Below are 12258 nucleotides of genomic sequence, written 5' to 3' on the forward strand. Positions count from 1 at the left end.
TTTTTCCGGGCCCGTTCGCCAGGGGCGTTTAGCCGGTGTTGCGCAGGCCTGCTGCGACGCCGTTGATGGACAGGTGGATGCCGCGGTTGACGCGCGGATCGAGCCTGTCTTCCTCGTTACCCAGCGCGCGGCGGCGCTTGATCAGCTCAACCTGCAAGTGGTTCAGCGGATCGAGGTAAGGGAAGCGGTTGGTGATGGAACGCGCCAGCAGCGGGTTGCCTGCCAGGCGGTCATGGGTGCCGGTGATCGACTCCAGGCAGCCGAGTGTCTGGTGGTACTCCTCGGTGATGCGCTTGAAGATGCGCTCACGCAGTTCCTTGTCCGTCACCAGCTCGGCGTAGCGCGAAGCGATCGCCAGGTCGGTCTTGGCCAGCACCATGTCCATATTGGAGAGCAGGGTGGCGAAGAACGGCCAGTGCTGGAACATGTCGCGCAGCTGGGCGGTACGTTCGTCCTTGTCTCCGGCCGCGATCCAGGCGCCGATGGCGGAGCCGAAACCGTACCAGCCAGGCAGCAGCAGGCGGCACTGGCCCCAGCTGAAGCCCCAAGGAATGGCGCGCAAATCTTCGATGCGACGGGTCGACTTACGGGAAGCCGGACGCGAACCGAGGTTCAGCTCCGCGATTTCCGCAATCGGGGTGGCCGCGAAGAAGTAGTCGGTGAAGCCCGGGGTTTCGTACACCAGGTTGCGGTAAGCCTTGTAAGCCAGCTCCGAGATTTCCGCCATCGCCTTTTCGAAACCGGCCAGGCGCGGGCCGTGGCAGGCGTCGGCCGGCTGCGGCATCAGGCTCGCTTCCAGGGTCGAGCAGACCAGCAGCTCCAGGTTGCGGCGGCCGATTTCGGCGTTGGAGAACTTGGAGGCGATGATCTCGCCCTGTTCTGTCAAGCGCAGTTGGCCGTTGACGGTGCCTTTCGGCTGCGCCAGGATCGCCTCGTAGCTTGGACCGCCGCCACGGCCAACGGTACCGCCGCGGCCGTGGAACAGGCGCAGCTTGACGCCGGCCTTGGCGAAGATTTCCACCAGGGCCAGTTCGGCTTTATACAGCTCCCAGTTGGAGGTCATGAAGCCGCCGTCCTTGTTGGAATCGGAGTAGCCCAGCATGACTTCCTGGATCTGGCCTTGCTTGGCGATCAGCTTCTGCACCATAGGCACGGCCATCAGGGTTTCCATGATGCCGGCCGCGCGCTGCAGGTCGGGGATGGTCTCGAACAGCGGGATCACCATCAGGTCCGAAGTACGCTCGCCGTCGGCGCCCTGGCGCAGCAGGCCGGTTTCCTGCTGCAGCACGAACACTTCCAGCAGGTCGGACACGGTCTCGGTGTGCGAGATGATGTAGTTGCGGATCGCACGCTTGCCGTAACGCTGGCGGATGTCGCGCGCCGTGCGCAGGATGGTCAGCTCGGAGGTGGTCTCTTCGGAGTATTCGATGTACGGCGAATACAGCAGGCGTGGCTGCGACAGCTCAGACAGCAGCAGCTTGACCTTGGCATCTTCATCCAGCGCCGAGTAGTCGGCCTGCACGCCGGACTTGGCAAACAGCTCGGCCAGCACACGTTCGTGGATGTCGGACGACTGGCGCATGTCGAGCGACGCCAGGTGGAAGCCGAAGATGTCGGCCGCGCGCTTGAGGGTGGTCAGGCGCGGGCGGGCCAGCACGGAGCCGTGGTTGGCATCCAGCGACTCGATCAGCACCTGCAGGTCTGCCGAGAAATCGGCCGGGCACGGATAAGGCTCGGCGTGGCCGACTTCCTTGCGCAGGATGTTGGTCGCACCCAGGGCGCGCGCGGTGGCGGCCAGGCGGGCGTAGATGCCGATCAGGGCGCGGCGGTAAGGCTCGTCGCTGCGGTGGTCGGAAGTGTCGGTCGACGCATCGGACAGGGCTTGCAGCGCCGGCGAGCAACCAATCATCAGGGTCGACACCGACAGCTCGGCGCCCAAGGCGTGGGCTTCGTCGAGGTAGAAGTCGAGGATGGTGGTGGCCTGGCGCTCCAGTGCGTGCTGCATGGTGCCGGCGTTGACGTTCGGGTTGCCGTCGCGGTCACCGCCGATCCAGCTGCCCATCTGCACGTACGAAGCGTCGATGGCAGGCGCTTTCGGGCCGAAATGCTCGGCGATCTCGGTCTCGATATCGTCGTACAGCGCCGGCAGTTCGCGCAGGAAGGTGATGCGGTAGTAGGACAGGGCGTTGTCGATTTCGTCGGCCACGGTCAGCTTGGAGTAGCGCAGCATGCGAGTCTGCCACAGCGTCGCTATACGGGCGCGCAGCATGTGCAGGTTGGCGCTGCGCTCTTTCGGCGTCAGCGGCAGGTCGCGCTGGGCCAGCAGGCGGGCGATATCGTGTTCCGCGTCCAGGATGGACTTGCGCTGCACCTCGGTCGGGTGGGCGGTCAGGACGGGGGAAATCAAGGCTTCCTTGAAGAAGCTGGTCACGGTGTCCAGTTCGACGCCGGATTCTTTCAGCTTGTCGAGTGCAAAGCTGATGCTGCCACGTTGCGGAGCCGAGCCGGCCAGCAAGTGGGCGCGGCGGCGGCGGATGTGGTGCTGGTCTTCCGCAATATTGGCCAGGTGGGAGAAGTAGGAGAAGGCGCGCACCACCGTAATGGTCTGCTCGCGGGTCAGTATCTTCAGCATGCCGTCCAATTCCTTGGCGGCGCCGGCATCGGCTTCACGGCGGAAGCGGACGGCCGTCTGGCGAATGGTTTCTACAACGGCAAATACTTCCTCTCCTTCCTGTTCCCGCAGGACGTCGCCCAGGAGGCGGCCCAGCAGGCGGATGTCTTCTTTCAACGGCGCGTCTTTATCGGCGCTCTGGTTTACATCGTCTGTTGCACTTACTTGATTTGCCATAGTTAATCAGTCAAAAGATAAGAATGGTCGTGCAAAAGGCTTGTGGCCGCAGTCTGCATAGGGGCGCGCATGCTAGAATTTGTGGTCCTCATCATGCGCAATACACTGGTGAACGCCGGGTTAGCGCTAGCAACAGCGAAAGAATACTGGTTTTGAATACTCCCGAAATGGCCCAACAGCACCCTTCCAAATTGGTCATCGCATCGCGCGAAAGCCGCCTCGCCATGTGGCAAGCCGAACACGTTCGCGCGCGCTTGTCTCAATTATATCCGCAGTGCAGCATTGAGATCTTGGGCATGACAACCCGGGGTGACCAGATCCTTGATCGCGCCCTGTCCAAGGTGGGCGGCAAGGGCCTTTTTGTGAAGGAATTGGAGGTCGCGATGGAAGAGGGCCGCGCTGATTTGGCCGTCCATTCGCTGAAAGATGTACCGATGGAACTGCCGGAAGGCTTCGCCCTGGCAGCGGTGCTGGAACGTGAAGACCCGCGCGACGCCTTCGTTTCCAACGACTATGCCTCGCTGGCGGACCTGCCAGCCGGCGCGATCGTCGGCACCAGCAGCCTGCGTCGCCAGGCCCTGATCTCGGCGCGCTACCCGCACCTGGTGATCAAGCCACTGCGCGGCAACCTGGACACCCGCCTGGGCAAGCTGGATCGCGGCGATTACGCGGCGATTATCCTGGCCGCCGCCGGCCTGAAACGCCTTGGCCTGCCGCAGCGCATCAAATCCCTGCTGGCGCCGGAAGATTCGCTGCCGGCCGCAGGGCAGGGCGCAATGGCGATCGAAATCGCCGAACGTAAGGATGGCCTGGACCTGAAAGCCATCCTCGCACCGCTGAACGACCTGCCGACCGCGCAAGCCGTAGCAGCCGAACGCAAAGTATCCAAAGTATTCGGCGGCTCCTGCCAAGTCCCGCTGGCAGCCTTCGCCACCGTCGACGGCGGCCAGATGCACCTGCGCGCCATGGTCGCCACCCCCGACGGCACCCGCGTCGCCCGCGCCGAAATCACTGGCGCCGCCACCGATGGCGAGTCCCTCGGCGCCCAAGTCGCCGAGCAGTTGCGCGCCCAGGACGCCGAGTCCATCCTTGCCGTCTGCCAGGCTGAGCAAGCCGAAGGCATGACGCCCAACGCCGCCCCCTCGGCCTAAGTCAGGCATGCAAGCCAACCGCCCGGCCGAGTCCGTGTCAACCTTGGGGTCAGGCTCTTTGGTTGACACGGGCTCGGCCTTTCGCTGCGTTTAAATGCCAAGAAGAGTCGTCCTTACCCGCCCCATCGCCCAGGCTGAGCCACTGGCTGGCCGTATCCGTGCGCTCGGTCGCGAGGTCGATGTGCTTTCGCTGTTGGTGATATCGCCGCTGCCTGACCAGGCACCTCTGCGTGCGGGCTTGGCTGACTTGGCCGGCTATCAACTCGTTGCCTTCGTATCGCCCAATGCAATTGATGCGGCCTTCGCGCACATTCCTGCCTGGCCTATCGGCCTGCGGGCTGCTGTTGTGGGAGAGGGCAGCCGCCTGGCGCTGATCGCTAAGGGCGTTCCGGCGAGTCAAATTGCCAGCCCGGTCGATCCGACCCACAGCGATACCGAACACCTGCTGCAAGCGCTGGACCTGCCAGCCCTGCGCGGCGCCAAGGTCTTGATCGTGCGCGGCGAGTCGGGCCGTGAGCTGATGGCCGACTCCTTCCGCTCCGCCGGTGCCAAAGTCACCGTCCTGCCAGCCTACCGCCGCGCCGTTCCGGTGCTGACGCCTGACTTGGCGGCCCGTCTGACCGCGCTCGCAGACGACGGCGCCGACTGGATCATCACAAGTTCCGAAGCCCTGCGCGGTCTTGCCGGTCTGTTAAATGAATTAAACAAGTTGACAATCGTTGCAACCATGCAACATCATCACCTGATCGTCCCCCATTCCCGGATCGCCGAGACGGCAAGGGAGTTGGGATTCCAGAATGTGACCCTGACAGGATCAGGCGACGAACGGGTGCTCGCCGCGTTACAATCACGTCCATGAACGATTTGCCTAACCAAACTGATAACTTGCCAACGACGCCGGCCGCTCCGGCCGTCGAGACTCCAACCACCACTCCCGCTGCGCCAGCGAACCCGCCGGCACCGGAGCGCGATACCCTGCGCCAGCCGCTGATGATCGCGGTGGTGGTGCTCGGCATCCTGCTGGCAGCGCAAGCCTTTTATTCGAAGAACCAGGTGTTCCGCCTGCGTGAAGAGATGGCGCGCCGCCTGCAGCAGGGCGACTCCCTGAATGGCCAGACCAGCCAGCTCGCGAAGAGCGTGCAGGAAACCGCTAAGGAAATCCAGCTCAAAGTAGGCGTGCTGGAAAACCGCCAGCAGGAGGCGCAAGCGCAGCAGCTGGCGCTGGAGCAGCTGTACCAGGACATGTCGAAGAACCGCGACGAGTGGGCGCTGGCTGAAATCGAGCAAGTGCTGTCCACCGCGAGCCAGCAGCTGCAACTGGCCGGCAACGTGCCGGGCGCCCTGATCGCCCTGCAGAACGCCGACCGCAGCCTGTCCCGTTCCGACAAGCCGCAATTCATCACCATCCGCCGCGCTATCGCCAAGGACATCGATAAGCTGAAGGCGCTGCCGAACGTCGACTCGGTCGGCCTGGCTGTGCGCCTGGATAACGTGATCGCCCAGGTCGATGGCCTGCCGATGATGTCCGACGCCAAGCCAACCCCGCCGGCCGCGCCGGAGCGTAAAGCCGCGGCGCCTGCCAAGACCAAGGCCAAAGGCGCCGGCAAGGATGCCACATCCGCGCCAGTCGTCGAAGACCAGGACAGCTGGGGCTCTCGTGTGAAAAACGTCTGGCAGGAGTGGAGCAGCGATATGTGGTCGGAAGTCTCGACCCTGATCCGTGTGCGCCGCGTCGATACCCCGGACGCCATCATGCTGGCCCCGGAAGAATCGTTCTTCGTGCGCGAGAACCTGAAACTGCGCCTGCTTAACGCCCGCATGGCCCTGTTGTCGCGTAACGAAGCCGCCTTCCGCGCCGACCTGCTGGCCGCCCAGGAAACCCTGACCAAGTATTTCGACGCCAAGACCAGCCAGACCAAGACCGCACAGCAAATGCTGCGCCAACTGCAAGGCAGCAACCTGTCGATCGAAATGCCGACGCTGGCAGACAGCCTGAATGCGGTACGTAACTACAAGGCGAAGCCATAATGCGTCTCTTTATCTGGCTCGTTGTAATGATGGCCGCGGCCATCGGTATCGCCGTGACGGCTCGCTTCAACCCTGGCAACGTAGTGCTGTTCTACCCGCCGTACCGGGTCGACCTGTCGCTGAACTTCTTCCTGGTGCTGCTGGCGGCCCTGTTCATGGTGGTGTATTTCCTGGCGCGCGCATTCAACGCCACGGTCAATATGCCGCGCAAAGTGGCCGCCTACCGCCAGAACAAGCGTGAACGCGACGGCAACAAGGGCCTGCGCGACGCGCTGAAGGCCCTGTTCGAAGGCCGCTTCGGCCACGCCGAGAAGGCCGCACTGCGCGCCGCCGAATTGCCGGAAAACGCCGGCGTGGCGGCGCTGATCGGCGCCCGTGCCGCCCACCGCATGCGCCAGCAAGCCCGCCGCGACCAGTGGCTGGCCCGCATCGCCAGCGACAACAGCATGAAAACCGCGCGCCTGATGACCATGACCGAACTGCTGGTCGACGATCACCAGCCGGAAGCGGCGCTGGAAGCCGTGCGTGAACTGAATGCCAGCGGCACCCGCCATATCCACGCCCTGCAATGGTCGCTGAAGGCCGAGCAGCAAGCCAAGAACTGGCCGGAAGTGCTGCGCCTGGTGCGCCTGCTGGACAAGCACAAAGCCCTGCATCCAGCCCTGTCCGCGCGCCTGCGCGAACTGGCCTATGACGACCTGCTGTCCGATAACTCGCACGATGCGGAATCGCTGCAGCGCGTTTGGGCCACCATTCCATCGGCCGACCGCCTCAAGCCGTACGTCGCCTGCCGCGCCGCCACCGCCCTCAATGCGCGCGGCCTGCACGACGAAGCCCGCGTGGTCTGCGAAGAATCGCTGGCCGCCAACTGGGATGAACGCGTGCTGCGCGCCTACCGCGACGCTGCCGCGCCGGTCGGTTCGGCCGCGCTGCTGGTGCAGATCGAGCATTGCGAAGGCTGGGTGCGCGAGCGCCCGAACGACGCGGAACTGGCGCTCACCCTGGGTTCCCTGTGCCTGAAGCAGAAACTGTGGGGCAAGGCCCAGCGCTACCTGGAACAAGCCCTGTCCGATGCCTCCGAAGCGCGCATGGTGCGCGAATCCCACCTCAAGCTGGCACAGTTGCATGAAGCGCTGACCCAGCCTGAAGAAGCGGCGAACCACTATCGTCAGTGCGCCTTGGCAACTATTTTGTGATAGTGCTGCGCCGCACAAACGGCGCGCACTTCGCTATAATTGCAAGGTTAGACTGTCCAAAAAAGCATTAACCCGAGGAAAATCATGAGCCTGAATAAAGTACCGGCCGGCAAAGACTTGCCGAACGATTTCAACGTCATTATCGAGATCCCAATGAACGCGGATCCGATCAAGTACGAAGTGGACAAAGAATCCGGCGCCATCTTCGTCGACCGTTTCATGGGCACCGCCATGCACTACCCATGCAACTACGGTTACATCCCTAACACCCTGTCCAACGACGGCGACCCGGTTGACGTCCTGGTCATCACCCCATTCCCGCTGATCCCAGGCGTGGTAGTGCGTTGCCGCGCTATCGGCGTGCTGAAGATGACCGACGAATCCGGTGAAGACGCGAAAGTGCTGGCCGTTCCAGTCGACAAGATCCTGCCGATCTACAAGCACTGGCAGAAGCCGGAAGACCTGCAAGACCTGCGCCTGCAGCAGATCCAGCACTTCTTCGAGCACTACAAAGACCTGGAGCCAGGCAAGTGGGTCAAGGTTGACGGCTGGTACGGCCCGGAAGAAGCCAAGAAGGAAATCATGCACGGCGTGGCACAAGCCGCCAAGCAAGAAGGCTGATCCCAAGCCTGATCAAAGAAAGCATCCTGCGGGGTGCTTTTTTTTTCGCCTATTTTTTGCGAACTTCGCCCGCGGCGCAATAGGAGTTCGCAATTTATTCGCCGCAGTCTATCAATGTTATATTGATAACCACCAATAATTAAGACGGTAGAGCTCACAACATGACACCGCAACAACTCGTAGGACTTGGCGTTCGACTGTTCGCCTTTTGGTTGGGGCTAATGAGCGTCGGCACCATTGTTACCTTCTTTAGCACTTCGATGCCGGAGGGGGCGCCAAAGGGCGTGGGAATTGTCATCGCGGGTGCTTATCTAATCGGAGCGATTTTTCTCTGGGTCCTACCGATGACGGTGGCCCATCGCCTCTTACCACGAACGAGTCATCGAAATGTGATTTCTGCTGGCAGCTTCGAGATCGCCCGCGTGGGTGCCTGTTTGCTTGGACTATGGCTGCTTGTGAAAACATTGCCAACGGTTGCGTGGTATATCTTTCGCATGGTGGCCGTGACAACCGTGACTCCGGCTATCGAGGCGTTCAATTTGGATGCGAAGGTGGACATGGCCGTTATCGCCTTTCAACTCGCTCTCGCCGTGGTTCTGATCGTAAAGCCTGAGTCCTTTGCCAGGCACGCAGTCGCGCCAGCCAATTCCGAAGGGGACGGAACTGGTGGGCTCTAACAGGTCGCTCGACTTGGCCAATCGCGGCAACCAGCTTGGCAGGTTTTATTCTTGTATGGCTTTCAACTGGGACAATTTGTCCCAATGCATGCAAATCGATTTCAAGTAGTATGCGTCAGGATAGTGTCTGGTAATAGCCTGGAAATACGCAAAATGATGGAATGGATCCCTGTAGCTCTATTTACGTTCAAGTTTCTCGTGCTCGGCACGGGCATGTTCTTCGCCATTAAGTGGCATTACGATCAAGGTCAAAAGGAGAAGGCGCTGGAGGGGCGCGCGGTGCTACGCGCGAGCGGCAAAGTGACCGCAATCTTCGTGCTATCGCTCCTGGGCCTGGGGCTCGTCACCTTTGCCCTTTGCAGGACGCTTGGCCTGGACTTGACCTTCCTGTGAGGACCAGCGCCCCGTGTTAGAAATCTTCCTTGTCAGTTCTTTGGATCCGAACGATGCGGCTCGCTGGAACCAGCTTGCCGGGGACAATCCGACTACAAAGTATGAGTTCATACAGGCGCTGCACGATACCGGCTGCGCGACGCCGAAGACTGGCTGGACACAGCATTTCCTTGTGTTGCGCGAAGATTCGCGGCTGATGGGCGGTATGCTGCTTTACCTCAAAACGCATTCGCGAGGGGAGTACGTGTTTGACCATGCCTGGGCGGAAGCCTTCCTTCGGCATGGCCTGGACTACTATCCTAAGCTGCTGTCGTCCATTCCGTTTACGCCGGTGACGGGTGCGCGGCTGCTCGGCGAAACGCAGGAGCATCGCTTGCTTCTGGCGCAGGCGGCGCTCCAGGTGGCAAAGGAGATGGACGTATCGTCGCTCCACATCCTTTACCCCGATGAAGAGAGCAAGGCCGCCCTGGTCGATGCAGGCTACATGATTCGTGAGGGCGTCCAGTTCCATTGGGAGAACCAGGGCTTTGGCAGCCTGGAAGATTTCCAGGCTTCGCTGAAACATGAAAAGCGCAAGAAGCTGAAGCAGGATAGCCGGCGCGTGCGCGATGCCGGTGTGACGTTCCAGCACCTCCGCGGTGCGGAGATCCCGGCCGAGTTGCTGCGCTTCTTTTACGATTGCTATACGCGGACTTATCACGAACATTTTTCCAGCCCTTATCTGTCGCTGAAGTTCTTTGAGCAGATGCTGCATGATTCGCCCGACGCGTTGCTGCTGATCGTCGCTTCACGCGAAGGGCAGCCGATAGCGGCGGCGCTGAACCTGGTGGGCGGCGATACAGTGTATGGGCGTTATTGGGGCTGCACGAAATTTGTCTCCGGCCTGCATTTCGAAACCTGCTATCTGCAGTCGATCAAATACTGCATCGAACATGGCCTGAAGAAGTTCGAGGGTGGGGCGCAGGGCGAACACAAAATGGCGCGAGGCCTCACGCCAACCCGTACCTGGTCGGCGCACTGGATCGCCAATGGTTCGTTCGCGGATGCGATTGCCGATTTCCTTGAGCGGGAGACGGTGGCGATCGATGAATACGCGGAAGGTCTCGAAAGCCGTTCTCCATTCAGGCAAGAGTCTTGATGCGCATCGCAGATAATCCATGGCGATGTTAAAATCTTCGCCATCACCAATGGCCTGGATGAGCTATGTCGCACTCCTTCCACAATCTGTACCACCATGATTTCGCTCGTGTAGCAGTCGGCGTGCCGCGCTGCCGGGTGGCTGATCCGCTGTTTAACGCGGCGCAGACGATTGAATTGGCGGAGCAGGCGGCAGGCAAGGGCGCGGTGCTGGTGGCGTTCCCGGAACTGGGCCTGTCGGCTTATTCCTGCGACGACCTTTTCCACCAGCGCGCACTGCTGGACGCCGTGCTCGATAGCTTGCAGTCCGTGGTGGAGGCGTCGAGCCGCATTCCATCGGCACTGGTCGTGGGCGCACCGCTGCGCGTCGACCACCAGCTGTTCAATTGCGCGATCGTGGTATCGGGCGGCGTGATTCGCGGCGTGGTGCCGAAGTCCTACCTGCCCAACTACGGCGAATTCTACGAAGCGCGCCAGTTCAGCGCGGCTGATGAGGCGATTTCCAATGAAATGACCTTGCTCGGCCAGCGCGTGCCTTTCGGCGTCAACCAGCTGTTCGAGCTGGAAAACCTGCCGCTGTTCAAATTCCATATCGAGATTTGCGAGGACGTGTGGGTGCCGATCCCGCCTTCGTCTTTCGCAGCGCTGGCCGGCGCCACGGTGCTGGTCAACCTTTCGGCTTCGAATATCCTGGTCGGCAAGTCCGACTACCGCCACCAGTTGGTCGGCCAGCAGTCGGCGCGCTGCATCGCGGCCTACTTGTATTCCTCCGCCGGCAGCGGCGAGTCGACCACGGACCTGGCCTGGGATGGCCAGGCGCTGATTTACGAGAACGGCGAAATGCTGGCCGAATCGGAGCGCTTTGCCGAAGAATCGCATATGGTCTTCGCCGACGTGGACCTGGAACGCATGTCGCGCGAGCGCATGCGCACCACGACTTTCGGCCAGTCCACGCGCCGCCACAAGGCGGAAGTGTCGCAGTTCCGCACCGTGCGCTTCCCGGTCGAACTGCCAATGCACCGCGTGCTGCCGCTGGAACGCAATGTCGCGCGCTTCCCTTACGTGCCATCCAACCCGCAGCTGCGCGACAAGCGCTGCAACGAGGTCTATAACATCCAGGTCAGCGCGCTGGTGCAGCGCCTGTCCTCGTCCGGCATCAAGAATGTGGTGATCGGCGTTTCTGGCGGCCTGGATTCGACCCATGCGCTGCTGGTTTGCGCGAAAGCCATGGACCGCCTTGGCCTGCCGCGCACCAATATCATTGCAGCGACCATGCCGGGCTTTGCCACCAGCACCCGCACGCTGGACCAGGCGCGCGCGCTGATGGAATTCGTCGGCTGCACAGCGCTGGAAGTCGATATCCGGCCAAGCTGCATCCAGATGTTGAAGGACATCGGCCACCCGTACAGCGAGGGCAAGGAAGATTACGACGTCACTTTCGAGAACGTGCAAGCGGGCGAGCGCACCAGCCACCTGTTCCGCATGGCGAACCACCACAACGGCATCGTGATCGGCACCGGCGACTTGAGCGAACTGGCGCTGGGCTGGTGCACTTACGGCGTGGGCGACCATATGTCGCACTACAACGTGAACGCCAGCGTACCCAAGACACTGATCACCCACCTGGTGCGCTGGGTGGCCGAGAGCGAGCAGTTCGGCGACGTGAATTCCAGCGTGCTGTTGGCCGTGGTGAATACTGAAATCAGCCCTGAGCTGGTGCCCGGCAAGGCCGGCGACACCGCGCCGGCGCAAGTCACGCAGGACTTTATCGGCCCGTACGAGCTGCAGGACTTTAACCTGTACTACACGCTGCGCTTCGGCTTCTCGCCGTCCAAGGTGGCCTTCCTGTCCTACCATGCCTGGCGTGACCGCGAGGCTGGCTTGTGGCCGGAAGACGAGCACGTGGTGCGCAACCAGTACGATCTGAAAGACATCAAACGCAACCTGGGCATTTTCCTCAAGCGTTTCTTCCAGACTTCCCAGTTCAAGCGCAGCTGCGTGCCGAACGCGCCTAAAGTCGGCTCGGGCGGTTCGCTGTCGCCGCGCGGCGACTGGCGTGCACCGAGCGACTCGGAAGCGACTGCCTGGCTGGAAAACCTGAAGACCGTGCCCGACGCCTAATCACAATAAGGAGAATGAAATGGACGCCTCCCCTCCAGTGCCAGAAAAGCGATGAGCGGGCAGGAAAGGGAAAGCAGGAGGAAGAT

General features: G+C 61.7%; 10 protein-coding genes. 9 read left to right on the forward strand and 1 reads right to left on the reverse strand.

Annotated elements, in window-relative coordinates:
- Positions 1–28: 28 nt before the first annotated feature.
- Entirely contained in the window at positions 29–2848 is a 2820-nt protein-coding gene (gene ppc / locus AC1RTP_RS19170; protein WP_498609524.1) for a phosphoenolpyruvate carboxylase, read from the reverse strand.
- A gap of 167 nt (positions 2849–3015) precedes the next feature.
- Between ppc and hemC the strand changes: the two genes are divergently transcribed.
- The 9 genes from hemC (at position 3016) to AC1RTP_RS19215 (ending at position 12172) form a co-directional block, all read left to right on the forward strand.
- Positions 3016–3999 carry a hydroxymethylbilane synthase gene (gene hemC, locus AC1RTP_RS19175; protein ID WP_498609526.1) on the forward strand — a complete coding sequence of 328 codons (984 nt, stop codon included), beginning with the start codon at positions 3016–3018 and terminating at the stop codon, positions 3997–3999.
- A 94-nt stretch (positions 4000–4093) separates the two neighbouring features.
- Complete coding sequence (locus AC1RTP_RS19180; RefSeq protein WP_498609528.1) at positions 4094–4858, forward strand: uroporphyrinogen-III synthase; 765 nt, start codon at positions 4094–4096, stop codon at positions 4856–4858.
- A complete protein-coding gene (locus tag AC1RTP_RS19185) occupies positions 4855–6027 on the forward strand; it encodes a uroporphyrinogen-III C-methyltransferase (RefSeq protein WP_498609530.1) in 1173 nt (390 codons plus the stop codon). Before AC1RTP_RS19180 ends, AC1RTP_RS19185 begins: the two co-directional genes overlap by 4 nt.
- Positions 6027–7223, forward strand: a complete 1197-nt coding sequence (locus AC1RTP_RS19190) for a heme biosynthesis protein HemY (RefSeq protein ID WP_498609531.1) — start codon at positions 6027–6029, stop codon at positions 7221–7223. Before AC1RTP_RS19185 ends, AC1RTP_RS19190 begins: the two co-directional genes overlap by 1 nt.
- 84 nt (positions 7224–7307) lie before the next feature.
- Positions 7308–7844 (forward strand): inorganic diphosphatase, encoded by a 537-nt coding sequence (gene ppa, locus AC1RTP_RS19195; RefSeq protein WP_498609533.1) that lies wholly within the window; start codon positions 7308–7310, stop codon positions 7842–7844.
- A 161-nt stretch (positions 7845–8005) separates the two neighbouring features.
- The gene (locus tag AC1RTP_RS19200) at positions 8006–8521 is read left to right on the forward strand and encodes a hypothetical protein (protein WP_498609534.1); all 516 of its coding nucleotides are present in this window, start codon (positions 8006–8008) and stop codon (positions 8519–8521) included.
- Positions 8522–8674: 153 nt separating this feature from the next.
- Positions 8675–8914 carry a hypothetical protein gene (locus AC1RTP_RS19205; RefSeq protein ID WP_498609536.1) on the forward strand — a complete coding sequence of 80 codons (240 nt, stop codon included), beginning with the start codon at positions 8675–8677 and terminating at the stop codon, positions 8912–8914.
- Positions 8915–8927: 13 nt separating this feature from the next.
- Positions 8928–10052, forward strand: a complete 1125-nt coding sequence (locus AC1RTP_RS19210) for a GNAT family N-acetyltransferase (protein ID WP_498609538.1) — start codon at positions 8928–8930, stop codon at positions 10050–10052.
- A gap of 65 nt (positions 10053–10117) precedes the next feature.
- On the forward strand, positions 10118–12172 hold the full coding sequence (locus AC1RTP_RS19215; RefSeq protein ID WP_498609540.1) for an NAD(+) synthase: 2055 nt from the start codon (positions 10118–10120) through the stop codon (positions 12170–12172).
- Positions 12173–12258: the final 86 nt, after the last annotated feature.

It is taken from the genome of Pseudoduganella sp. GW821-FHT11H04 (assembly GCF_058807935.1).